The 25,292-nt window shown below is 69.5% G+C and carries 18 protein-coding genes; 10 read left to right on the forward strand and 8 right to left on the reverse strand.

Translation table 11 applies throughout. The features are described from left to right. The first annotated feature begins 40 nt into the window (after window positions 1–40). The 9 genes from EV685_RS14340 to EV685_RS14380 all read left to right on the forward strand — a co-directional run bounded on the left by EV685_RS14340 (window position 41) and on the right by EV685_RS14380 (window position 15,845). Window positions 41–1,732, forward strand: coding sequence for a tannase/feruloyl esterase family alpha/beta hydrolase (locus EV685_RS14340; RefSeq protein WP_130482709.1), 1,692 nt, complete (start codon window positions 41–43; stop codon window positions 1,730–1,732). Window positions 1,733–1,758: 26 nt separating this feature from the next. Then, window positions 1,759–2,202 (forward strand): protocatechuate 4,5-dioxygenase subunit alpha, encoded by a 444-nt coding sequence (ligA, locus tag EV685_RS14345; RefSeq protein ID WP_130482710.1) that lies wholly within the window; start codon window positions 1,759–1,761, stop codon window positions 2,200–2,202. Between the two features lies 1 nt (window position 2,203). After that, complete coding sequence (locus EV685_RS14350) at window positions 2,204–3,061, forward strand: class III extradiol dioxygenase subunit beta (protein WP_130482711.1); 858 nt, start codon at window positions 2,204–2,206, stop codon at window positions 3,059–3,061. A 12-nt stretch (window positions 3,062–3,073) separates the two neighbouring features. Next, on the forward strand, window positions 3,074–4,033 hold the full coding sequence (locus EV685_RS14355; RefSeq protein WP_130482712.1) for a Gfo/Idh/MocA family oxidoreductase: 960 nt from the start codon (window positions 3,074–3,076) through the stop codon (window positions 4,031–4,033). Between the two features lie 14 nt (window positions 4,034–4,047). Next, window positions 4,048–5,019: an AEC family transporter gene (locus tag EV685_RS14360; RefSeq protein WP_130482713.1), complete on the forward strand. Its 972-nt coding sequence runs from the start codon at window positions 4,048–4,050 to the stop codon at window positions 5,017–5,019. 550 nt (window positions 5,020–5,569) lie between these two features. Further along, the gene (locus tag EV685_RS14365) at window positions 5,570–10,534 is read left to right on the forward strand and encodes a peroxidase family protein (protein WP_130482714.1); all 4,965 of its coding nucleotides are present in this window, start codon (window positions 5,570–5,572) and stop codon (window positions 10,532–10,534) included. A gap of 117 nt (window positions 10,535–10,651) precedes the next feature. Continuing rightward, the gene (locus EV685_RS14370; protein ID WP_130482715.1) at window positions 10,652–12,067 is read left to right on the forward strand and encodes a TolC family protein; all 1,416 of its coding nucleotides are present in this window, start codon (window positions 10,652–10,654) and stop codon (window positions 12,065–12,067) included. Between the two features lie 53 nt (window positions 12,068–12,120). After that, on the forward strand, window positions 12,121–14,427 hold the full coding sequence (locus tag EV685_RS14375; protein ID WP_165396807.1) for a type I secretion system permease/ATPase: 2,307 nt from the start codon (window positions 12,121–12,123) through the stop codon (window positions 14,425–14,427). Then, window positions 14,424–15,845, forward strand: a complete 1,422-nt coding sequence (locus EV685_RS14380; RefSeq protein WP_130482717.1) for an HlyD family type I secretion periplasmic adaptor subunit — start codon at window positions 14,424–14,426, stop codon at window positions 15,843–15,845. The genes EV685_RS14375 and EV685_RS14380 overlap by 4 nt, the downstream gene beginning before the upstream one ends. Before the next feature lie 289 nt (window positions 15,846–16,134). Here the strand turns inward: EV685_RS14380 and EV685_RS14385 are convergent, their stop codons facing one another. The 8 genes from EV685_RS14385 to EV685_RS14420 all read right to left on the reverse strand — a co-directional run bounded on the left by EV685_RS14385 (window position 16,135) and on the right by EV685_RS14420 (window position 24,123). After that, complete coding sequence (locus EV685_RS14385) at window positions 16,135–16,851, reverse strand: ABC transporter ATP-binding protein (RefSeq protein ID WP_130482718.1); 717 nt, start codon at window positions 16,849–16,851, stop codon at window positions 16,135–16,137. 1 nt (window position 16,852) lies between these two features. Continuing rightward, on the reverse strand, window positions 16,853–17,638 hold the full coding sequence (locus tag EV685_RS14390) for an ABC transporter ATP-binding protein (RefSeq protein WP_420820831.1): 786 nt from the start codon (window positions 17,636–17,638) through the stop codon (window positions 16,853–16,855). Further along, entirely contained in the window at window positions 17,635–18,672 is a 1,038-nt protein-coding gene (locus EV685_RS14395; protein ID WP_130482719.1) for a branched-chain amino acid ABC transporter permease, read from the reverse strand. The genes EV685_RS14390 and EV685_RS14395 overlap by 4 nt, the downstream gene beginning before the upstream one ends. 121 nt (window positions 18,673–18,793) lie before the next feature. Continuing rightward, window positions 18,794–19,675, reverse strand: coding sequence for a branched-chain amino acid ABC transporter permease (locus EV685_RS14400; RefSeq protein WP_130482720.1), 882 nt, complete (start codon window positions 19,673–19,675; stop codon window positions 18,794–18,796). A gap of 135 nt (window positions 19,676–19,810) precedes the next feature. Continuing rightward, window positions 19,811–21,034, reverse strand: a complete 1,224-nt coding sequence (locus EV685_RS14405) for an ABC transporter substrate-binding protein (protein ID WP_130482721.1) — start codon at window positions 21,032–21,034, stop codon at window positions 19,811–19,813. Between the two features lie 37 nt (window positions 21,035–21,071). Beyond that, window positions 21,072–21,884, reverse strand: a complete 813-nt coding sequence (locus tag EV685_RS14410) for an alpha/beta fold hydrolase (protein ID WP_130482722.1) — start codon at window positions 21,882–21,884, stop codon at window positions 21,072–21,074. Window positions 21,885–21,969: 85 nt separating this feature from the next. Further along, window positions 21,970–23,607, reverse strand: coding sequence for a benzoate-CoA ligase family protein (locus tag EV685_RS14415; protein WP_130482723.1), 1,638 nt, complete (start codon window positions 23,605–23,607; stop codon window positions 21,970–21,972). A gap of 39 nt (window positions 23,608–23,646) precedes the next feature. Further along, window positions 23,647–24,123: a 4-hydroxylaminobenzoate lyase gene (locus EV685_RS14420; protein ID WP_130482724.1), complete on the reverse strand. Its 477-nt coding sequence runs from the start codon at window positions 24,121–24,123 to the stop codon at window positions 23,647–23,649. 87 nt (window positions 24,124–24,210) lie between these two features. Here EV685_RS14420 and EV685_RS14425 point away from each other — a divergent pair, with 87 nt between their 5' ends. After that, window positions 24,211–25,200, forward strand: a complete 990-nt coding sequence (locus EV685_RS14425; protein ID WP_130482725.1) for a helix-turn-helix transcriptional regulator — start codon at window positions 24,211–24,213, stop codon at window positions 25,198–25,200. Window positions 25,201–25,292 lie beyond the last annotated feature (92 nt).

A 25,292-nucleotide genomic window follows, 5' to 3' on the forward strand; every position in this document is an offset into this window, starting at 1 on the left:
CCGGGGGCCACGGCCCCCTGCCCGCCCAGGAGACCGTTCCATGACCCCCACACGCATCGGCCTGATCACCGGCGCCGTCCTGCTGTCGAGCTGCGGCAACCGGCCACCGGCCGCCCCGGTCGCACCGGTCGCACCGATCGCTTGTGCGGCCCTGCCCGGCGCGCTGGCGTCGCTGGGATCGATGCGGGCGGTGCGCCTGACGGTGGCCCGCGAGGTCGAGGCCGACGCGCAGGGCCACGCGGCGCATTGCCTGGTGCAGGGTCGGGCCCATGAGCGCATCGGCCTGGACGGCAAGCCCTACGCGATCGGCTTCGAGATGCGCCTGCCGGTCGACTGGAACCGACGCTTCGTGCATCAGGTCAACGGCGGCAACGACGGCAAGGTGCAGGCCGCCTTGGGTGGCCTGGGCATCCTGTCGCGCAACGCGCTGCAGCGCGGCTTCGCCGTCATCAGCTCCGATGCCGGCCATGACGAGGACGCGCCGGCCAACGCCTCCGCCGGTCTGGCCAAGGGCAACGTCTTCGGCCTGGACCCGCAGGCCCGGCTCGACTACGGCTACCGCGCCAACGACACGGTGTTCGGCATCGCGCAGGCGCTGATGGCCGGCCGCTACGGCCAGCCGCCGCAGCGCAACTACATGGTCGGTTGCTCCAACGGCGGTCGCCACGGCATGGTGGCGGCCAGCCGCCACGGCGAGCGCTACGACGGCATCCTCGCGGGCGCGCCGGGCTTTAATCTGCCGCGTGCGGCCGTCCAGCACGCCTGGGACGTGCAGAGCTGGCAGCAGGCCCATGCCGACATCCGGCAGGCCTTCAGCCCGGCCGATCTGCAGCTGGTGGCCGACCATGTGCTGGCACGCTGCGACGCGCTGGATGGTCTGGCCGACGGCATCGTCGGCGACCTGGCGGCCTGCCAGCCCAAGGTCCGTGTGGCGGAGCTGACCTGCCCCGGCGCCAAGACCGCGTCCTGCCTCGGCGCGGCCCAGGTCGGCGCGCTGCAGCGCTCGCTGGCCGGCCCGCGCAACAGCCGTGGCGAGTCGCTCTACAGCGACTGGTCCTGGGACGCCGGCATGGGCGCGGGCAACTGGCGCTTCTGGAAGCTGGAAAGCCAGATCCCGCCCTGGGATCGCCTGCCGCTGATCGCGACCATGGGCGCGGGCTCGCTGAGCCATGTCTTCACCACGCCACCGACCGCGACGCCGGGCACGCCGGCCGAGCTGCTGGCCTATCTGACGCGCTTCGATGTCGACCGCGACGCGCCGAAGATCTACGCCACCGACGGCGCCTTCAACGAATCGGCCATGGCCTTCATGACGCCGCCCGACGTCGACGACCCCAAGCTCACGACCTTCCGGGCCCATGGCGGCAAGCTGCTGATCTACCACGGCCACAGCGACGCGGTGTTCTCGGTCAACGACACCCGCCGCTGGGTCGACCGGCTGCGCGCCAACGGCGGCGGCGACGCGGTGCGTTTCTACGGCGTGCCCGGCATGGCGCATTGCAGCGGCGGCCCGGCCACCGACCAGTTCGACGCCCTCGGCGCGCTGGTCGACTGGGTCGAGCGCGGCACCGCCCCGGCGGCGCTCGTCGCCACCGTCAACCCGGCCAACAAGGACCTGCCGGCCGCCTGGTCGCCGCAGCGCAGCCGCCTGCTCTGCCCCCATCCTCAGGTGGCCCGCCATGTCGGCGGCAACACCGAGTCGGCCGACAGCTTCCGCTGCACGGCCCCCTGAAGTCCTGCCCCCGGAGACACCCACCCATGGCACTCGACAAACCCTACAAGGACGTGCCCGGCACGACCATCTTCGACGCCGAGCAGTCGCGCAAGGGCTATTGGCTCAACCAGTTCTGCATGTCGCTGATGAAGGCCGGGAACCGCGAGGCCTTCAAGGCCGATGAGCGGGCCTACCTGGACCAGTGGCCGATGACCGAAGAGCAGAAGCAGGGCGTGCTCACGCGGGACCTGAACCGCTGCATCGCGGCCGGCGGCAACATCTACTTTCTGGCCAAGATCGGTGCCACCGACGGCCGGAGCTTCCAGTTCATGGCCGCCAGCATGACCGGCATGACGCAGGACGAGTACATGGCCATGATGCTGGCCGGCGGCCGTTCGGTCGACGGCAACCGCTACCTGGGCGAGGACGGCGACGCACAACCCCACCGGCAACCGCAGGGCAAGGCCCATCCCAGGAAGGAGGGCTGACATGGCCCGCATCACCGCATCCGTCTACACCTCCCACGTGCCGGCCATCGGCGCCGCGCTCGACCTCGGCAAGACCGCGGAGCCCTATTGGCAGCCGCTGTTCAAAGGCTACGAGCCGAGCAAGCAGTGGATGAAGGACAACCCGCCCGACGTGATCTTCCTGGTCTACAACGACCATGCGACGGCCTTCAGCCTGGAGATGATCCCGACCTTCGCGATCGGCTGCGCGGCCGAGTTCCAGCCGGCCGATGAAGGCTGGGGCCCGCGCCCGGTGCCCAAGGTCATCGGCCACCCGGACCTGGCCGCCCACATTGCGCAGAGCGTGATCCAGGACGACTTCGACCTGACCATCGTCAACAAGATGGACGTCGACCACGGCCTGACCGTGCCGCTGAGCCTGATGTGCGGCCAGCCCGAGGCATGGCCCTGCCCGGTCATCCCGTTTGCGGTCAACGTGGTGCAGTACCCGGTGCCCAACGGCCGGCGTTGCTACAACCTGGGCCAGGCGATCCGCAAGGCGGTCGAGACCTACGACCAGCCGCTGAACGTGCAGATCTGGGGCACCGGCGGCATGAGCCACCAGCTGCAGGGCGCACGCGCCGGCCTGATCAACCGCGCGTGGGACAACGCCTGGCTGGACCGCCTGATCGACGACCCCGAAGCCGCCGCCGCCACGCCGCACATCGACTACGTGCGCGAGGCCGGCAGCGAGGGCATCGAGCTGGTGATGTGGCTGATCGCGCGCGGCGCCATGGCCGATGTGGCCGGGGGTCCGAAGCCCACCTTGCGTCACCGCTTCTATCACGTGCCCGCATCGAACACGGCGGTGGGGCACGTCATCCTCGAGAACAACGTCTAAGGAAGACAGGACATGAGCAACAAGACGATCAAGGTCGCGCTGGCCGGCGCGGGCGCCTTCGGCATCAAGCACCTGGACGGCATCCGCAACATCGACGGCGTCGAGGTGGTCTCGCTGATCAGCCGTGACCTGGACAAGACCCGCGAGGTCGCCGCCCAGTACGGCATCGGCCACGTCACCACCGAGCTGGCCGACAGCCTGGCGCTGCCCGAGGTGGATGCCGTCATCCTCTGCACCCCCACCCAGATGCATGCCAGCCAGACGCTGGCCTGCCTGAGGGCCGGCAAGCATGTGCAGGTCGAGATCCCGCTGTGCGACGTCTACCGGGAAGGTCAGGACGTCCTGGCGCTTCAGCAGCAGACCGGCCTGGTCGCGATGGTCGGCCACACCCGGCGCTTCAACCCCAGCCACCAGTACGTGCACGGCAAGATCAAGGCCGGCGAGTTCAACATCCAGCAGATGGATGTGCAGACCTACTTCTTCCGCCGCACCAACATGAACGCGCTGGGTCAGGCACGCAGCTGGACCGATCACCTGCTGTGGCACCACGCCGCACACACGGTCGACCTGTTCGCCTACCAGTGCGGCAGCCCGATCGTGAAGGCCAACGCCATTCAGGGCCCGATCCACCCGACGCTGGGCATCGCGATGGACATGAGCATCCAGCTCAAGGCCGCCAACGGCGCGATCTGCACGCTCAGCCTGTCCTTCAACAACGACGGCCCGCTGGGCACCTTCTTCCGCTACATCGGTGACAGCGCCACCTACCTGGCCCGCTACGACGACCTCTACACCGGCAAGGACGAGAAGATCGACGTGTCCGGCGTGGCAGTGTCGATGAACGGCATCGAACTGCAGGACCGCGAGTTCTTCGCCGCCATCCGCGAAGGCCGCGAGCCCAACAGCAGCATCGCCGGCGTGATGGACTGCTACCGCGTGCTGCACGAGCTGGAACAGCAGCTCCACGGCTGAGCCCGGACCCCCGCTTGCGCCAGATCCTCAGCGTCACCATCCCCGTCTACCTGCTGATCGCGGTCGGCTGGCTGGCCGTGCGGCAGGGCATGTTCGCCAAGCCGGACCTGCGCATCCTGGGCAAGCTGGTGGTGAGCTTCTGCCTGCCGGCGCTGGTCTTCCATGCGCTCTCGACGCGGGCGATCGCCGACGTCCTGCACCCGGCCTACCTGCTGGCCTATGGCGGCGCCTCGCTGCTGATGCAGCTTGGCGGCCTGGCCTGGGCCCGGCGGGTGCAGCGCAAGCCCTGGTCGCTGTCGGCGCTGACGGGGCTGGGCATGTCGGCATCCAACAGCGGCTTCATCGGCCTGCCGATCGTGCAGGCGCTGGTCGGCCCGATCGCGGGCGTGGCGCTGGCGCTCAACATGCTGGTCGAGAACCTGGTGGTGATCCCGCTCGCGCTGGCGCTGGCCGAACGCGACGGCGAGGCCGCCGAGGTCACGCAGCGCTGGCACAACACGCTGCGCCAGACCCTGCGCGGCCTGCTGGTCAACCCGCTGATCCTGTCGATCCTGGCCGGCCTGGCCTTTGCGCTGCTGGGCCTGCGCCTGCCCGAGCCGGTGGCGCGTGCGGTGCAGATGGCCTCGGCCGCCGCCAGCCCGCTGGCGCTGTTCCTGATTGGCGGCACGCTGGTCGGGCTGAAGGTGCGTGGCATGGCCGCCGACGTGGTCCTGGTGGTGGTCGGCAAGCTGGTCCTGCTGCCGGCCACCGTCGCGGCCCTGCTGTGGCTGCTGTCCTGGTGGCTGCCGCCGATCGACCCGCTGCTGCAGGCCAGCGCCCTGCTGATGGCCGCCATGCCGATGATGAGCGTCTACCCGGTGCTGGCCCAGAAACACGGCCACGAGGTGTTCTGCGCCGCCGCCCTGCTGGCGGCCACGGTCGCCTCGTTTTTCACCGTCAGCGCCCTCACCGGCTGGCTGGCGGCGTCTGGCGCCCTGCCAGGCTGACCCGCCCCCCCCCGGAAGCGGGGTGGACAGCGCTTCGACACGCGCTGATTAAGAAACCCTACTTAAGACGAACTGATGCCGAGGCGTCAGTTTCATCAGCTTCGGTTCAGCTTAAGGGTTCCGACAACACAAAATCCGTGACCCCTATCACGGCAATCTGAAAAAGACCCGTCGAATCAACGATCTGCGTGGCAACCACCCTGAAACAGCGGTGTGCACACCTTGCGCCAGATCAAGCCATTGATTCAGAATGCATTCACCTGAACAGAACGTGAGATTACGTTCTCTTCACAGGATCAACGACGGAGGAGCCATGACCACTGCCAGCCCTGCGCGATCCCAGCCGACCCGGCCGGGCATCGACGCGCGCTGCTGCAGGTCATGGCGCCGATGTCGGCGTCCGGTCTGGAGTTGAGTGACCGCTCGGTCTTCTGTCTCAGCTCCCCTCGCTCCCCTTGACTGATCAACCCCCGATCCGGTGCCCGCGCACTGGCGGGGATCGGCTTGCCTGCGCCTTTGCGCATCCCTGAAACGCCACCGGAAGATCACCATGCAACTCGTCCTTCACGACCTGAGCTTCATCCTGACCCAGATCCAGCTCGCCGAACGCCACACGGCCGGCGAGGACCTGCTGACCATGATCGGCAGCCCCCTGCTGCCCTACGGCCTGCGCGCCGTGGACGGTTCGCACAACAACATCGTCCCGGGCCAGGAAGAGTTCGGCGCCGCCGACCGCCCGATGCCCAACGCGCTGCCGCAGCTGTGGCGGACGGCGGATGTGGCATCGCCGTTCTTTGGCCCGGCCTCTCCGATCGCCACGAGCTATGCACAGACGAACGGCTTCGTGTTCGACGCTCAGCCGCGCCTGATCAGCAACCTGATCGCCGACCAGACCGTTGGCAACGCCGCCGCCGTTGCGGTGGCCGGCCCGGGCGCCATCCCCGGCGGCGACGGCACGCTGTTCATCGAGAACGTCGCGCCGGACGAAGGCCTGTCGGCCCCGTTCAACTCCTGGTTCACGATCTTTGGCCAGTTCTTCGACCACGGCCTTGACCTGATCGGCAAGGGTGGCCGCGGCAGCGTCGTGATGATGCTGCAGCCGGATGACCCGATCTTCGCGACGCACCCCGAAGCGGCAGCGGCACCGTTCATGATGCTGACGCGCGCCTCCTACACGCTCGACACGCTCACGGGCGAGCGTCACTACACCAACTCGACCACGCCGTGGATCGACCAGAACCAGACCTACACCTCGCACCCGTCGCACCAGGTCTTCCTGCGCCAGTACGCGCTCAATGCGGCCGGTGACCCGGTCTCGACCGGCAAGCTGCTGGACGGCGCACGTGAAGGCTCGATCGGCAACTGGGCCGAGGTCAAGGCGCAGGCCGCCAACATGCTGGGCATCCAGCTGACCGACGCCGACCTGGGCAACATCCCGCTGCTGGTCACCGACGAATACGGCAACTTCATCCCGGGCGCCAACGGCTACGCGCAACTGGTGATGGCCAATGGCAGCATCGTCGAAGGCAACCCGCTCGCACCGATCAGCACCGTTGGCGCTGCCCGCATCGACCATGCCTTCCTGGACGACATCGCGCACAACGCCGCGCCGGGCACCTTCGACCACGACAACAACCCCGCCACGGCAGCGATTGCCAAGACGGCCGACGTTGACGCCGACGTCAGCATCGTGCCCGGCACGCAACCGCGCGGCACCTACGACAACGAACTGCTCGACCTGCACTACATCACCGGTGACGGCCGCGGCAACGAGAACATCGGCCTGACGGCCGTGCACAGCATCTTCCACTCGGAGCACAACCGCATCGCCGACCAGGTCAAGGACGTGGCGGTGGCGGGCTTCAACGACGCGCTGGCCAGCGGTGACGCGCAGCAGATCGCCGCCAGCCTGGGCTTCCTGAACCAGTGGCTGAGCACCACCATCGACGTGACCCCCGCCACGCCGCTGAACGCCGACGCGCTGACCTGGGACGGCGCGCGCATCTTCCAGGCGGCCCGCTTCGCCACCGAGATGCAGTACCAGCACTTCGTGTTCGAAGGCTTCGCCCGCAAGGTCACGCCGTCGCTGGACCTGTTCGCCGGCTACAACAGCACGGTCGACCCGGCCATCATGAGCGAGTTCGCCAACGTGGTGTACCGCTTCGGCCACTCGATGCTGACCGACACCATCGACCGCATCGATGCCAACGGCCACAACGAAGAGATGCGCCTGATCGACGCCTTCCTGAACCCGGTCGCCTTCGAAGCGAGCGGCGCCACGAACACGGAAGCCGTCGGCGCCATCGTGCGCGGTCTGACCCGCCAGTCGGGCAACGACATCGACGAGTTCATCACCGAGTCGCTGCGCAACAACCTGGTCGGCCTGCCGCTGGACCTGGCCGCGCTGAACATCGCCCGTGGCCGTGACACCGGCATCCCCGGCCTGAACGCCGCCCGCGAGCTGTTCTTCGCCGACACCGGCCTGTCCATCCTGCAGCCCTATGCCAGCTGGGAAGACTTCGGCCTGGGCATCAAGCACCCCGAGTCGCTGGTCAACTTCATCGCTGCCTACGGCACGCACAGCACCATCACCTCGGCGAGCACGATGGTCGACAAGCGTGCGGCAGCGCAGGCCCTGATCAACGGCGCGGCGGACCCCAACAACGCCGACGCGATCGCCTTCATGACCGGTGCCGGCCAGTACGCGGCCGACACGGGCGCGGTGGTCGGTGGCCGCGGCGGCCTCAACGACGTCGACTTCTGGATGGGCGGCCTGGCCGAGAACACCCAGCCCTTCGGCGGCATGCTCGGCTCGACCTTCGACTACGTCTTCGCCACCCAGCTGGTCGCGCTGCAGAACAACGACCGCCTGTACTACCTGTCGCGCACCCTCGGCCTGAACGTGCTGCTGCAGCTCGAACAGGGTTCGATGGCCGAGCTGGTGATGCGCAACTCCAGCGCCCGCCACCTGCCGGGCGACGTGTTCTCCACGCCGGAGTTCACCTTCGAGGCGGCCAACCTCGGCACCTCGGGCGCGATCCTGAACGACGGCACCACCGCCTACAACGAGAACCTGCTGCTGACCCGCATGGCCGACGGCACGATCCGCTACGCCGGTGAAGCGCACATCGTCATGGGCGGCACCGCCGGTGACAACCGCATGCGTGCCGGTGCCGGTGACGACACCCTGTACGGCGACGAGGGCAACGACCGCCTCGAAGGCGGCGCGGGCAACGACTTCGTGCTGGGCGGCGCAGGCGACGACATCCTGACCGACAGCTTCGGCGACGACCAGCTCAAGGGCGCCGAGGGCAACGACGTCATCAGCAACAGCTCGGGCTTTGACCTGCTGTTCGGCGGCGACGGCAAGGACTTCATCCTCGGCGGCGTGGGCGATGCCGAGACCTTCGCGGGTCAGGGCGACGACTTCGTCTCGGCCGGCACCGGCATCAACACCGTGTTCGGCAACGCCGGCAACGACTGGATCGAGGGTGGCGACGCCGCCGACCTGCTGCAGGGCGACAACGGTGACCCGTTCCAGGCCAGCACGGTCATCGGCCACGACGTCCTGATCGGTGACGGCAACGACGACTACGACGCCGAGTCGGGCGACGACATCATGTTCGGCACGCCGGGCATCAACCGCGCCGAAGGCATGCTGGGCTTCGACTGGGTGACCTACGCCCGCTCGACCGAGATCGTCATCGCCGACCTGGCCAACAGCGCCTTGCTGCCGCCGGACCTGGACAACCTGAAGGACCGCTTCGACCTGGTCGAAGGTGTCTCCGGCTACAACGGCAACGACACGCTGACCGGCACCGACCTGCTGGCCGCTGATCGCGTCGGCCACAGCCTGGACGCCGCCGGCATTGCCCGCATCGGCGGTCTGTCGGACCTGGTCGGCACCACCGGCTACACCGGCGAGATCCTGCTCGGCGGCGGTGGCAGCGACCTGATCGAAGGCCGTGCCGGCGATGACGTCATCGACGGCGACGCCTGGCTCGACGCCCGCATCAAGCTGACCAACCCCAACGGCACGATCGAGTACTTCAACTCGATGGCTCCGCTGACCGCACGCATGATCAGCGGTGCGGTGAACCCGGGCTGGCTCAGCATCGACCGCGTGATCCAGCAAGGCAGCGGCGGCACCGACATCGCCGTGTTCGACGGCCCGCGTGCCAACTTCACCATCGGCGCGCTGCAGGCTGACGGCTTCCGCACCATCACCGACAACATCGGCACCGAGGGTACGGACCGTGTGCGCAACATCGAAACGCTGCGCTTCGTGCTGACCCGCGACGCCGTCACCGGCGCCGTGCAGACCTTCGAGGACGTGACACTGGCGGCCAACACCGCCGCCATCGGCGTCGCCACGATCACCGACACCTCGCCGACCGAAGGTGCCGCACTGACCGCATCGACCGCCGGCATCACCGATGCCAACGGCCTGGGCGCGTTTGCCTTCCAGTGGCAGTCGTCGACCGACGGCGGTGCCAACTGGACCAACGTGGGCGGCGCGACCAACGCCAACTTCACGCCGGGCGCGGGCGTGGTCAACGCCCAGCTGCGGGTGCAGACCTCGTTCATCGACGGTCAGGGCACGCTGGAGACCCAGTTCTCCGCCGCGACCGACGTGGTCGGTGACCTGTTCAACGGCACGGCCGCAGCCGATTCCTTCGCCGGCAATGCGGGTGCGGACAACGCCAACGGCGGCGCCGGCAACGACACGCTGGTGGGCAATGCCGGTGACGACACCCTGCTGGGCGGCGCCGGCAACGACACGATCACCGGTGGTGCGGGCAACGACTCGATGAACGGCGGCGCGGGCAACGACACCCTGGTGGTGGCCGATGCGGGCGACACCGTCGTCGGCGGCGCCGGCACGGACCTGGTGCAGTCGCTGCTGGCCTCCTTCTCGATGGGTGTGGATGTCGAGAACCTGACCTTCGTCGGCGTCGGCGCCTTCATCGGTACCGGCAACGCGGTGGCCAACGTCATCAACGGCGCTGCGGGCGGCGACACGCTCAACGGCGCCGGTGGCAACGACACGCTCAATGGCAACGGCGGCAACGACCTGCTGCTGGGCGATGCGGGTTCGGACGTGCTCAACGGCGGCATCGGCAACGACACGCTCAACGGTGGCGCCGCCGCCGACCAGCTGACCGGCGGTGCCGGCACCGATGTGATGACGGGCGGCGACGCGGCCGACCGGTTCATCTTCGGTACGCTGGGCCAACTGGGTGTGCAGGCCACGCGTGACGTCATCACCGACTTCCTGACCGGTGCCGACCAGATCGTGCTGACCGACATCGATGCCAACGCTGGCGTCGGCGGCAACCAGGCCTTCGTCTTCCGCGGCACGCAGGCCTTCAACGGCGTCGGCCAGGTCCGCTTCGTCAATGCCGGTGGCAACACCATCGTTCAGCTCAACACGGACGGCGACTTTGGCAATGCCGAGTTCGAGATCCAGCTGACCGGCACGATGAACCTGGTGCAAGGCAACTTCATGCTCTGACACGGGGCTGGAGCGACCGTCATCTCTTGACTCAGGCATGGGCTCGTTTGCTTTAACCCCGTGAGGGTCCATGTTTTCGCCTCGCCTGCGTGCGAGGCGTTTTTCTTGATAAACGCGATGTCACCTCACCTTGCAAGCAACACACGCCGGCTGCCCGCCGTGGTCCTGGCCGCCGCGCTGGTGGTCCTGACACCGGTCCGGGCGCAGTCCGATGCCAGCCCGGCCGCCTGGGGCGAACGGCAGGCGCTGGAGCTGCTGCAGGCGGTCGGCTCGCCGAGCGCCGGCGCAGCCAGCGTGGCCGACAGCCCCGCCTGGCTGATGCTGCGCCAGCAGCTGGCCCGCAGCCTGCAGGATCACCCGGAAGCCCGTGCGAGCCTGGCCAGCACGCAGGGCGCCCGCGCGGCCACGCGCGAGACCGCCGCCGCCCGTCGACCCCAGTTGTCGCTGGAGGCCGAGACCGGCCACCGCGACAACGATGCCAATGAGCTGCAGGGCACCAGCTCGCGCGACTGGGACACCGGCAGCGTCGGCCTGAACCTGCGCCAGCAGGTCTGGGACGGCGGCACCACCCAGGCCCAGATCGAGGCATCGACCGCCTTCGCCGATGGCGTCGAGGCCCGAGGCGCCGCACGCCGGGCCGACTTCGCGTTGCGTGCGATCCAGGCCTCGCTCGAACGGGTGCGCGCACGCCGCCTGGTCGAACAGGCCCGCCTGCATGTGCAGGCCCGCGACGAGATCGTGGTCGACCTGACCCGCCGCCATGAACTCGGCGGCGGCACGCTCAGCGACGTCTGGCGGGCCCGCTCGCGCGCGGTTGAAGCGCGGGGCGCACTCGTTCAAGCCGAGGCCCGGCTGCAGTCGGCCGAGGCGACCTGCCTGGAGCTGCTCGGCGCGGACGTGCCGGCCGAGCTGGACCTGCGTGCCCCGCCACTGCCCGATCTGACGTCGGTGCGGGCCTCCCCCGCCACGCAGATGGACCTGTTTGCCGCCGTGCAGGCGGCCCAGGCGGCGGTGCGCACGGCCGAACACGAGCTGGAGGTCGCACGGCGGCGCGACGGTCCGCGCGTCGACCTTGATGCGGGCATCAGCCGGCGTGACCTGATCGGCGGCCGGCGCGCCGGCACCGACTGGCAGGCCGGCCTGACGCTGCGCCACAGCTTCTACGTGGGCGGCGCCGACGACGCCCGCATCGCCCAGGCCCGCGCCCGGCTGGACGAGGCCTCCGAGCAGCTGCGCGGCACCCGGCTGCAGCTCGAACGTTCGCTGCGTCAGGCCCTCGCCGACGACCAGATTGGCGAGCCCTTGCTGGATGCCCGCCGCGAAGGCGTGAAGCTGGCGGTCGACGCACTGCGCGGGGTGCGTGAACAGTTCGCGTTCCGGCGCGGCAGCCTGCTCGATGTGATGAGCGCTCAGGACACACTGCATGCCGCCGGCACCGCATGGGTCGAGGCCGAGCACAACCGGGCCTTGACCCGCTGGCGCATCGCCTACTTCACCGGTTCGCTGATGCCCTGGATCGGCCTTGCGCCCTGATCCGCGAACACCGTTCGCACCGCCCGCCCCCCGATCACACCGACGAGACCGCCATGAACCGAGACCTGCCCCCCGCCGGTGACGAGCACCTCGCCCTGAGCCCGCAGCGCCCGGCCGCTGCCGGCGCGCTGACCGGCCACGCGGCCGCCGAGGCCCCGCCCCTGATGGCGCCGCCCGATCCGTTCGAGGCCTGCCTGTCCTTCCTGCTCGACCACCATGAGCGGCCGCTGTCGATCGCGGCCCTGCGCGCCCGCGTCGCGCGCCCGGACGGCTCCTGGACCTTGGCCGACTTCATCGACGCGATCGAGAGCCTGGGCTTCTGGACCTCGCTGCAATACGACGCCGAGCCGCCGCGCCCGGCCCCGCATGAACCGGTGCTGCTGATCGGCACGGACGGTGAGCCGGTCGTGCTGATCGGGCCGCTGGGCGATCCCGACGGCCCGGAAGATGCCCAGCGCTGGGACGTCTACCTGCCCGCCACCGGTCGGGTCGTGGCCCTCACGCCCGCCGAGGTGGCGGCCCGCTACGAGGGTCGCTGGGTGCAGGTGCGCCCGCCGCGTCGCCTGCCGGCATCGGAAGCCAAGACCGCGCAAGGCCGCCACGGCCACTGGTTCTGGGGTCCGAACCGGCTGGCCCGGCCGCTCTATCTGCGCGCCGTGCTGGCCTCGATCGTCACCAGCGTGTTTGCGCTGTCGACCTCGGTCTTCACGATGATCGTCTACGACCGCGTGATCCCGAACGGCGCCACCGAGACGCTGTGGGCCCTGCTGGCGGGCATCGGCATCGTGCTGCTGAGCGACTTCGCGATCCGTTCGGTGCGCGGCTACTTCCTGGATGTGGCCGGCAGCCGGGCCGATGTCGAGATCGCTGACGCGGTGTTCGACCAGGTGCTCGACCTCGACCTGCGCGCCCAGCGCGGCTCTGCCGGCGGTCTGGCCAGCCTGCTCAAGGAATACGAGACCATCCGAGAGTTCGCCACCTCGGCCACGCTGACCACGCTGATCGATCTGCCGTTTGCACTGCTGTTCATCGGCGTGCTTTACCTGATCGGCGGTCCCATGGCCTGGGTGCCGGTGATCGCCATTCCGCTGGTCTTGATCGTCGGCGTGCTGATGCAGCCCTCGATGAAGCGCGACACCCAGATCGCGCAGGAAGACAGCCAGACCAAGCAGGCCGTGCTGATCGAGACGCTGGCCGGTCTGGAGACCATCAAGGCGGTCGGCGCCGGTGCGGTCATGCGCCGCCGCTGGCAGGACGCCGTCACGCACCAGGCCCGCATCTCGCTGCACAGCCGCTTGTTGGGCCAACTGGCCGGCAACTGGGCCAACCTGGTGGTGATGGGCGCGCAGATCGCGGTCGTCTCGGTCGGCGTGCACCTGGCGCTCAACGGCCAGGTCGGCTCCGGCGCGATCGTCGCGGCGTCCATCCTGTGCGGCCGGGCGGTCCAGCCGCTGGCCCAGCTGACGCAGCTGCTGGTGCGCCTGAACCAGTCGCTGGCGGCCTACCGCGCGCTGGCCAAGGTGATGGCGCTGCCGCGCGAGCACACGCCCGGCGTCAACACCATGCCGCACGACCGGCTGGACGGCCAGATCGACCTGCAGGACGTCGCCTTCAGCTACCCCGGCGCGGAGCAGCCGGTGCTCGAAGGCGTCAACGTGCGCATCGAGGCCGGTCAGCGCGTGGCCATCATCGGCCGCATCGGCTCGGGCAAGTCGACGCTGCTGAAGATGCTGCTGGGGCTGTATCGCCCCGACAAGGGCCAGCTGCGGGTGGGCGGCGTCGACGTGCGCCAGATCGACCCGGCCGACCTGCGACGCCACGTCGCGGCGGTGCTGCAGGACTGCTGGCTGATGTCGGGCACGCTGCGCCAGAACATCGCGCTGGGCGCTGACCGGCCCAGCGACGAGGAAATCCGCGAGGCCGCCACGCTGGCCGGCGCGCACGACTTCATCTCGGCGCATCCGCAGGGCTACCAGCTCAAGCTGGGCGAGAACGGCGCGGGCCTGTCCGGCGGCCAGCGCCAGGCCGTGGCGCTGGCGCGTGCGCTGGTCAGCCGTTCGCCCATCGTCGTGCTGGACGAGCCCACCAGCGCGATGGACCCGAGCGCCGAGGCGCTGTTGCTGGCGCGCCTGAAGACCGCGCTGGTCGGCCGCACGCTGGTGCTGGTCACGCACAAGCCGTCGATGCTCGAACTGGTCGATCACGTCATCGTGATGGACAACGGCCGGGTCGTTGCCCAAGGCCCGAAGGACATCGTGATGCGCCAAGGCGCCGCCGCCGCTGCCGGTGGCCGCGTCGCCCCGGTGCGCGCCGCTCCCCCCACGCCCCCCCGTGAAGTTGCCCCGCAGGAGGCCGCATGAAGAAGAACAGCCAACCGTCCGACGCCGACGGACCGGTCACCGTCCAGCCCACGCTGCACGGTGCGTTCGACGAGGTGCCACGCACGACCCGCACGACCCGCCGAGGGCGCCCGGTCGCCAGCGGCCGCGAGACGCTGTCGGCCGCGGCCCGCCTGGGCGAGGTCTCGCGCGCGGCCAGCATCTTGCTGTTCACCATCACCGGTGCCTTCATCGCCCTGGGCGCCTGGGCGTCCGTGGCCGAGATCGACACCGTCGCGCAGACGCTGGGCAAGGTCGTGCCCTCGGCGCGGGTGCAGAGCGTGCAGAGCCTCGAAGGCGGCGTGGTGCAGGAGATCCACGTCCAGCCCGGCCAGACGGTCGAAGCGGGCGCGGTGCTGGTCTCGCTCAGCCCCATCCAGGTCGACGCGGACCTGCAGACCCGCAGCGCCCAGTCCGACAACCAGCAAGCCCGCAGCGCCCGCCTGCTGGCCGAGGCCACGGGCGCGACGCCGCTGTTCGATGCCGGCCTGCGCCAGCGCCAGCCGCAGCTGGTCGCGGCAGAGCTGGCCGCCTTCGAAACCCGCCGCATCGAGCAGGACACGCAGATGCGCATGCTCGACGCCCAGGTGGCGCAGAAGACCGCCGAGCGCGAGGAGGTCCGCAACAGCCTGGAGACGGCCCAGCGCAGCCTGAAGACCACCCGCGAGGAACGTGCGCTGGTCGACGGCCTGGTCCAGCGCGGGCTGGAGCCGCGCATCGAGCTGGTCCGGCTGGACCGCCAGATCGCCGAAGCCGAGGGCCGCCGCGAAGGCGCCATCGCGACGCTCGCGCGCATCGAGCAGAGCATCCTCGAGACCTCGGCCCGGCGCGACAACCTCTCGCGCCAGTTCCGCGCCCAGGCGCGCGACGAACTGAACCGCGTCCAGGCCGAACTGCGCGCCCTCGGCCCCAGCCTGCCGGCCCTGAAGGACCGCATCGAACGCACGGCGCTGAAGGCCCCGGTGCGCAGCATCGTCAACCGCGTCTTCGTCACCAACGTCGGCGCCGTCGCACGGGCTGGCGAACCGGTGGTCGAGCTGGTGCCGGTGGAGGACAAGCTGGTGGTCGAGGCCATGGTCCTGCCCAAGGACATCGGCTTCATCCGCCAGGGTCAGGACGCCCGCGTCAAGCTGACCGCCTACGACTACGCCATCTACGGCGCCCTGCCCGCCAAGGTCACGCGCGTGGGGGCCGACGCGGTCACCAACGAACGCGGCGAGAGCCACTACATCGTCCACATGGAAACCGACCGCAGCGCCGTCGCCGCCCTGGGCCGCGAACTGCCGATGCTCTCAGGCATGCAAGCCCAGAGCGACATCGTCACCGGCTCGAAGACGGTGGCCGACTACCTGCTCAAGCCGCTGGTCGGCGTGCGCGAGAACGCCTTCCGCGAGCGGTGAATGTGAGCCCCCGGTCTCGCGCAAGCGCGAGACCGCCCCCCAAGGGGGCTGCGCAGCCCGCCTTGGGGCGGCCCGGCGCCGGTCTGCGGGCGCGGCCGCGAGCCAGCGGCATCAGGCGCCAGGCGCCAGGCGTAAGGCCGTTGAACGTCGCCGATCAGCACAAGCGAGCGGCAGGGTTCGGTCGGCTGATATCCCCTCGGCGTACTCGCCGGGCGAGGGGCCGCCCCAAGCCGGCTGACATCCCCTCGGGGGATCGACCGGCGTACTCGCCGGGCGAGGGGCAGAAACGTTACACGCCCAAGTAACGCCCCAGCGCGGCGTCCTCGGCCACGGCGGCGCTGCGGCCGGACAGGACGACCTGGCCCTTTTGCAGGACCAGCGCCTGGTCGCTGCGGGCCAGGACCTTGCGCCAGTCGCGGTCGACGATCAGCGTGGCGATGCCGCTGGCGCGGATCTCGGCGATGACGCGCCAGATCTCGGCCACGATCAGAGGGGCGAGGCCTTCGGTGGCCTCGTCGAGGATGATCAGCTCGGGATGGGTCATCAGCGCGCGGCCGATCGACAGCATCTGCTGCTCGCCGCCCGAGAGCTGGTTGCCCATGTTGGCGATGCGTTCCTGCAGGCGCGGGAAGGTCGCCATGACACGCTCGAAGGTCCAGTCGTTGCGCCCGTCACGGCCGCGACGGGCGGCCATCAAGAGGTTCTCGCGCACGCTGAGGTTGGGGAAGACGCCACGGCCTTCGGGCACATAGGCCACACCCAGCCGCGCAGCGGCGTGCGGGCGCGCCTTCGACATGTCCTGGCCGAACAGGCCGATGTGGCCGTCACGCTGCGTGACGTGGCCCAGCAGGGTCCGGATCAGCGTGCTCTTGCCCATGCCGTTGCGGCCCAGCAGGCCCACCGTCTCGCCACGCGCGATCTGCAGGCTGACGCCATGCAGCACATGGCTGGAGCCGTACCAGGCGTGCAGGTCGCGGGCATCGAGGATCAGTTCGCTCGTCGTCATCTCAATGGCCCCCGAGGTAAGCCGCCTGCACGCCGGCATCGGCGCGCACCGCGTCGGGCGTGTCGCTGGCGATGACCGCACCGTTGACCATCACGGTGATGCGGTCGGCGATGCGGAAGACCGCATCCATGTCGTGTTCGACCAGCAGGATGGCGTGCCGGGTCCGCAGCGCCGCCAGCAGGGCCAGCATGCGTTCGGTCTCCTCGGCGCCCATGCCGGCCAGCGGCTCGTCGAGCAGCAGCACCTGCGGCGACGTCGACAGGCACATCGCGATCTCCAGCTGGCGCTTCTGGCCATGCGACAGCAGACCGGCGGTGCGATCGAGCTGATCGCCCAGCCCGGCCTGCTCGGCGGCGGCCAGCGCGGCCTCGCGGCTGGGCCGGCAGGCCTGTGCGTCCTGCCACCAGGCCCATGGCTTCGGGGTGCGCGACTGGGCGGCAAGCCGGCAGTTCTCGAACACGCTGAAGGTCGGGTAGATGGTGTTGCGCTGGTAGCTGCGGCCCAGGCCGGCGCGGGCGCGGCGCGGCTGGCTCCAGCGCGTGACGTCCTGACCCAGCAGCTCGACCCCACCCTCGGACGGCGGGATCTCGCCGGAGAGCAGGTTGATCAGCGTGGACTTGCCCGCGCCGTTGGTGCCGATCACCGCATGCACCTGGCCGCGTCGCAGGTCCAGCGAGACGCCGTCGACCGCCACCAGGCCACCCCAGCGGCGGGTCAGCTTCAGGCCGCGCAGCAGCACGTCATCGCCGGCCATGGCCGCGTCCTTCTTGTCCTTGACCGTGCTCATCGCGCCGTCCCTCCTTCAACCCGGCGGGCGCCGCTCAGACGCCCGTCCAGGCGTTCGCGGATCTGCGCGGGCACGCCCACCAGGCCACGCGGCAGCAGCGCGACGCTGGCGATGATGGTCAGCCCCAGTCCCAGGTGCCAGTGCTTGGCGTAGGCACCGAAGATGGCCTCGGACTTGAAAAACTCCTGCAGCAGCGCAAACGCGAAGGCCCCGATCAGCGCGCCGCGCAAGCGGCCCAGGCCGCCGAGGATGATCATGATCAGCACCGCGCCGGACATGTGCCAGCTCAGCAGCTCGGGGTTGACGTAGCCGTCCTTGACGCCGAAGAGGAAGCCGGCCAGACCGGCGATCGCGCCGGACACGCCGAAGGCGGCGAGCTTGTACGGATAGGTCGCGAAGCCGGTCGCGCGCATGCGCTGCTCATTGACCTTGATGCCCGCCAGCGCCCGGCCGAAGCGCGAGCGCAGCAGCACGGCGAGGAAGACATGCACGGCGATCAGGCTGGCCAGCGTGAAGCCGTAGAACACCTTGGGCTTGTCCAGGTCCAGCCAGACCGAGCCACCGACGTCGAGCACCGGCTTGATGTAGAGGTAGATGCCATCGGTGCCGCCGCCCAGCGGGGTGTCATGCACGATGTAGTAGGCCATCTGGGCAAACGCCAGCGTGACCATGATGAAGTAGACGCCCTGGGTGCGCAGCGACAGCGCACCGACCGCCAGCGCATACAGGCCCGCCGCGATCAGGCTCAGCGGCAACAGCGCCAGCAGTGCGGGCGTGTCGCCTTCGGGCGCGCCCAGCACGGCGGCATAGGCACCGATGCCGAAGAAGGCCGCCTGGCCGAAACAGACCAGCCCGGTCGAGCCGACCAGCAGTTCCAGGCTCAGCGCCAGCACCGCATACACCATGATCTTGGTGACCAGGTCGATGCCATAACCACCGGCCACCAGCGGATAGGCCGCCAGCAGCGCGTAGGCAACCAGCTCGAAACCGATCGGCGGGCGCGCCGTTGACCGCCTTGCTTGTTCAACGTTCATGTCACTGCACCTTCAGGCAAGAGACGGATGTCAGCCAGCACATGCCGTGGAACCGGCTTTGCCGGGCCACTGGCATGGCCCCCTTGAGGGGGCGCGCAACGCGCGTAGGGGAGGAGCCCATTCAGCCTGCCTTGAAAAGACCGCTGGGTTTCCACAGCAGGATCAGCGCCATCAGCACATAGACCAGCACGCCGGCCGCCTGCGGGAACACCACCTTGCCGAAGGTGTCGACCACGCCGATCAGCAAGGACGCCAGCAGCGCGCCGCGGATCGAGCCGATGCCGCCGATCACGACGACGACGAAGCAGATGATCAGCACCGAGTTGCCCATGCCCGGGTAGACCGAGGACACCGGCGCGGCCACCATGCCGGCCAGCACGGCAATCGCCACGCCAGCGGCAAACACGACGCGGTAGAGGAACTGGATGTCGATGCCCAGCGACTGCACCATCTCGCGGTTGCTGCTGCCCGCGCGGATCATCATGCCCAGGCGGGTGCGCGTGAACACGAGGTACATGCCCAGCGCCAGCAGCAGGCAGACCGCCGAGATGAAGAGCCGGTAGACCGGGTAGGTCATCAGCTCGCCCAGCGGCAGCGTGCCGGCCAGCAGCTCGGGCGGCTGCACGCCGTGCACGTCGTCGCCGACGGTCAGGCTGCGCAGCTCCTCGAACACCAGGATCAGGCCGTAGGTCATCAGCACCTGCTGCAGGTGCTCACGCTCGTAGAGGTAGCTGAAGAACACCCATTCGAGCAAATAGCCCAGCAGCACCGACAGCACCAGGCCGCAGACCAGCGTGGCAAAGAAGCCGCCGCCAAAGGTGCGTTCGACGATCGGCGCCAGCGCGTAGGCCATGTAGGCGCCGATCATGTAGAAGCTGCCGTGCGCCAGGTTGATGACGCCCATGATCCCGAAGATCAGCGTCAGGCCCGAGGCGACCAGGAACAGCAGCAGCCCGTACTGCAACGCGTTCAGGCACTGGATCAGGAAGGTGGCGAGGTCCATGTCAGCTTTCGAAGTCGCCAGATGCTAGGCCCGCGGCAGGTCGCAAGACCCACCCAGCAAACGCCGTGGAACCGGCTGTGCCGGGCCACTGGCATTGCCCCCTTGAGGGGGCGCGCAAAGCGCGTCGGGGGTGGGTCACATCCGGCAACCGCGAGCGGGGTCGGACAGGGCCTTCGAGGCGATGCCGGCAGAGACGTTTTCCTTGCCCTTGACCTGACGCAGGTAGATGTCCTGCACCGGGTTGTGCGCGGCGCTGAGGGTGAAGGGGCCGCGCGGGCTGTCGATCTTCGCGGCGCGCAGCGCGGCGGCGAACTCGGCCTTCTTCGAGGCGTCACCGCCCACCGCCTTCAGGCCGGTGGCCAGCATCTGCGCGGCGTCGTAGCCCTGCACCGCATAGACGTCGGGCTGCAGCTTGTAGCCGATCGCATAGGCCTTGCGGAAGGCCTGGTCGCGCGGGGTGCCCAGGCCGTCGGCGTAGTGCAGGGTGGTGAACAGGCCGTCGGCATCGGCGCCCTGGGCCTCCAGCGTGCCGTCGGTCAGGAAGCCGGCGCCGTAGAGCGGGATGTTCTTCTTCAGGCCGGCCGCCGCATAGTCCTTGACGAACTTGACCGCGCCGCCACCGGCAAAGAAGGTGTAGACCGCATCGGGCTTGAGCGCCGCGATCTCGGTCAGCAGGGCCTGGAACTCGACGTTGGGGAAGGGCAGGTTCAGCTCCTTGACCACCGTGCCGCCGGCCTTCTCGAAGCCTTCCTTGAAGCCGCGCACCGACTCGTCGCCGGCCGCGTATTTCCAGGTGATGGTGACGACCTTCTTGTGGCCCTTCTTGGCCACCACGTCGCCCATCGCATAGCCCGGCTGCCAGTTGCTGAAGCTGCTGCGGAAGATGTTCTGCGCGCACATCGGGCCGGTCACCGCGTCGGCACCGGCGTTGGGCACGATCAGCAGCGTGCCGCTGTCCTTGGCCGCCTTGGCCATGGCCATGGCCACGCCCGAGTGCACGGTGCCAATCAGCACGTCGACGTTGTCGCGCTTGATCAGCTTGTTGACGTTGTCGGTGGCCTTGGCCGGATCGGATTCATCGTCGACCTTGAAGAACTCGACCTCGCGGCCACCGAGCTTGCCGCCCTGTTCGGCCACGTGCAGCCGGAAGCCGTTCTCGATGGCGGTGCCCAGCGCGGCGAAGGTGCCGGTGTAGGGCAGCATCAGGCCGACCTTGAGCTTGGCGGTCTGGGCCTGCGCCGGCAACGCCGCCAGGCCGGTGCAAAGGGCGGCGGCGGCCAGGGCCAGCGCGCGACGGCTCAAGGCTTGCTGGGTGAGCGCTTGTTGGGTCAGCGCTTGTTGGGTCTTGCTTGTGTTCATCGGGTGTCTCCTTCGTGGGTCGATGGGTTCTGGGTGTTCAGCGGTGGCGGGCCATGAAGGCCTGCACCGCCGCGATCAGGGCGTCGGGCTGGTCGCGCTGCGGGTCGTGGCCGCAGGCCGGCAGCTCCAGCAACTCGGTCGGCGCGCGGGTCGTCGACGGTCGCGCCCGCGCGATGCCGCGGATCTGTTCGAGGGTGCCGTAGGGATCGTCCAGCCCCTGCACCGCCAGCAGCGGGCAGGCGATGGCGGGCAGTTCGGCCTCGATGTTCCAGGTCGGGAAATCGGGGTGCAGCCAGATGTCGTTCCAGCCCCAGAAGGCCGAGTCGACGTCATCGTGGTGGCGCGAGAGCCGGCTGCGCAGCTCGGTGGTTTCGTAGGCGACGCGGGCCGCGCGGATGCTCGCCAGGCCAAACGCTTCCACCCGGATGTGCGGCGCCAGCACGACCGCACCGGCCACCCGCTGCGGCTGGTGGGCGGCGTGCAGCAGCGCGATCGAGCCGCCGTCGCTGTGGCCGAACAGCCAGACCGGGCGCGGCACGTCCAGCGCATCCAGCAAGGCCGGCAGCACCTCGTCGGCCTGGCGGTGCATGAAGTCCAGGCCCCAGTGTTCATCGGCCGCGCGGGGGGTGGAGCGGCCATAGCCCGGCCGTGAATAGACCAGCCCCGGGGCACCCACGGCATCACACAGGCGCTGCGGGAAGTCGCGCCACATCGAGCGCGAGCCCAGGCCTTCATGCAGGAAGACGATCAGCGGCGCGCCGGCTTCGACGCGCTGGGCAGGCGAGAGGAACTCGTGCTCGATGCGCACGGTGCGCTCGCGCCACGGGATCTCGACGAACTGGATGCTCATGGGTATTCGGTCATGCTTCGATGGGTGACTTCGGGCCAAGCGCCGGGCCGCCCCAAGCCGGCCCGCATCCCCTCAGGGGATCGGCTCATGTACCCGTGGGCCGAGGGGCTGACAACTCACGCAGCTTGAAGCGCTGGATCTTGCCGGTGGCGGTCTTGGGCAGATCGGTGACGAACTCGATGCTGCGCGGGTACTTGTAGGGCGCGAGGCGGTCCTTGACGAAGGCCTTGAGCGCCGCCTCGTCGGCCTGCGCGCCGGCCTTCAGCACGACATAGGCCTTGGTCTTGGTCAGGCCGTCGGCGTCGTTCACGCCGATCACGGCGGCTTCGAGCACCGCCGGATGCTGGACCAGCGTGGACTCGACCTCGAAGGGCGAGACATAGATGCCGCTGACTTTGAGCATGTCGTCGCTGCGGCCGGCGTAGGTGTAGGTGCCGTCGGCATGGCGCACGTACTTGTCGCCCGACTGGGTCCACTCGCCCTGGAAGGTGGCGCGCGACTTGGCGCGATTGCCCCAGTACATCAGCGCCGAAGAGGGGCCGCGGATGTAGAGGTCGCCGGTCTCGCCGTCCGGCACGGCGCGGCCGTCCTCGCCACGCAGTTCGACGTCGTAGCCGGGCACCGGCCAGCCGGTGGTGCCGTAGCGCACGTCGCCGGGTCGGTTGGACAGGTAGATGTGCAGCATCTCGGTCGAGCCGATGCCGTCGACGATGTCGCAGCCGAAATGGGCCTTGAAGCGCTGACCCAGTTCGGCCGGCAAGGCCTCGCCAGCGGACGAGCACATGCGCAGCGACACCGCCTCGCGCGCGGGCAGGGCGGGCGAGGCCAGCATGCCGGCGAAGCCGGTCGGCGCGCCGAAGAACACGGTCGGGCGGACCGCGCCGGTCCAGCGCTTGAACACGGCGTCGGGCGTCGGCCGTTCGGCCATCAGGATCGTTGTCGCGCCCACGCTGAGCGGGAAGCTCAGCGCATTGCCCAGGCCGTAGGCGAAGAAGAGCTTGGCGGCCGAGAAACAGACATCACGCTCAGTCAGACCCAGCAGCGGGGTGCCGTAGAGCTCGGCCGTCCAATAGGGGTTGGCGTGGCTGTGCAAGGTGCCCTTGGGGCGACCGGTCGAGCCGGAGGAATAGAGCCAGAAGCCCGGGTCGTCCGCACCGGTGCTGGCCGCCTGGGCGAGTGGCGCGACGGCGTCGAGCGCCGCGTCCAGCGCAATCTGCGCAACGGCGTGTCCGGCACCCAGAGGTCCGGTCGGGTGCGAGACCAGGATCTGGCGGACCTCATGCCCGCCGTCGGCCGCGCATTGGTCCAGCGCGGCCTGCAGCGTCGGCAGCAGCGCGGCCGACACGAGGGCGGCCTGGGCGCGGCTGTGGCGCAGCATGTAGGCGTAGTCGTCGGCGGTCAGCAGCGTGTTGACGGCCACCGGGACGATGCCGGCGTACATCGCCCCCAGGAAGCTGACCGGCCAGTCGCTGTTGTCCTGCATCAGCAGCAGCACACGTTCCTCGCGCCGCACGCCAGCGGCCAGCAGCGCGGCGGCCATGCGGGCGATGCGCTCGGCCAGCGCGCCGTAGCTCAGGCTGCCGTGGTCGTCGATGTAGGCGGTCTTGGCCGCGCGACCGGCGTTGCGCGCGATCAGGTGGGCGGCGAAGTTGAAGCGCTCGGGTGGCCCGGCGACCGGGGCGGCAACCGGTGCGCTGGAGGGGATCGTGGGGGTCGTGCTCATGTCATGTCTCCTGACGGACGGGCGACGGATCGGCGCGGCTCAGCGCGTGAACTCGATGCTGCCCTCGGGCAGCAGGTAGAGCACCAGGGCGCGGCCGCCGCTGACGGTCGGGCGGTGGGCACTGCCGGGCGGGCAGACCAGCCAGCCGGCCGGGCGGCCGTCGAAGCGGGCCTCGGGGTCGATCGGCAGGATCAGGTCGATCTCGCCGTTCGGGTGGGTGTGGTGCGGGCCAGCGATGTCCGTCATGTCGACCACGTCGACCGAGAACCGCGACAGCGCATCGTCCGGCTTGAAGACGCGGCCGTAGCGGATGCCGCCGCCTTCACGCTGGCACAGCCAGCCCTCGGCGGCGCCTTGGCGGCACAGCGCGTCCAGGCGCTGATAGCGGGCGCTGCCGGCGCCGTGGTGGGCATTGAGCCAGTCGTCCAGCGCGGCGTCGGGCGCGCGGCCGGCGAGCTGGGTCTGGATCTCGGTGGCGAGGGCGGCGATCTCGCTGCGGAAGGCTTCGAGGGTCACGGGACAACTCCGTTTGACGCCCCGGCTTGCAGGTCCAGGGCGGATGAATTATTGTGCGTGTCGACACCTTAGGCTCGCCCCCCACCCATGTCAAGCACTATATTGCATGCTCCCGGGATAACCCCGATCCCCCTGCCGGACGACCCGGCGGGGCTGTCATCGGACCCCGGCATCGCCTCGCCCGGCGACGAGAAGAACCCCTTCCTGGTCGCCCTGGGCGAGCGGGTGCGTTCGCTGCGGGCCCGTCGCGGCATGACGCGCAAGGCGGTCGCCACGGCGGCGGACGTGTCCGAGCGGCACCTGGCCAACCTCGAATACGGCACCGGCAATGCCTCCATCCTGGTGCTGCTGCAGGTGGCCGGCGCGCTGCAGTGCTCGCTGGCCGAACTGATCGGCGACGTCACCACATCCAGCCCCGAATGGCTGCTGATCCGCGAGCTGCTGCAAGACCGCGACGAGGCCACGCTGCGGCGCGCCCGCGAGGCGATCGGGCAGCTGCTCGGCACGGGCGGCAGCAATGGCCAGATCGGCGGTCGGGCAGTGGCGCGCAGCCCGCGTGTCGCGCTGGTCGGCCTGCGGGGCGCGGGCAAGTCGACGCTGGGCCAGATGCTGGCCGACGACCTGGGCTTTCCCTTCGTGGAACTGAGCCGCGAGATCGAGAAGTTCGCCGGCTGCAGCATCAGCGAGATCCAGGCGCTCTACGGCCAGAACGCCTACCGCCGCTACGAGCGCCGGGCGCTGGAGGAGGCGATCCAGATCTACCCGGAAGCGGTCATCGCCACGCCCGGCGGGCTGGTCTCGGACGCGGCCACCTTCAACCTGCTGCTGGCCCACTGCACCACCGTCTGGCTGCAAGCCGATGCCGAGGACCACATGAAGCGGGTCCAGGCCCAGGGCGACCTGCGGCCGATGGCGGCCAGCCGCGAGGCGATGGAAGACCTTCGCCGCATCCTGGCCGGACGGGCGGCGTTCTACTCGAAGGCGGAGTTCCACCTCGACACCAGCGACTTGCCGCTGCAACCCACCTTCGAGGCCCTGCGCACGCTGGTGCGCCAGTCCCTGCAGATGCCGGAGTGAGCGCCGGCACGACGCCGTCCCGGGCCGAGTCTTGACCGCTGACAGATCAGTGCAAACCCTCGGGCACCGGCCAACATGCACAAAAGTGCTTG

The sequence above is a fragment of the Sphaerotilus mobilis genome, assembly GCF_004216565.1.
Classification (GTDB): Bacteria; Pseudomonadota; Gammaproteobacteria; order Burkholderiales; family Burkholderiaceae_C; genus Sphaerotilus; species Sphaerotilus mobilis.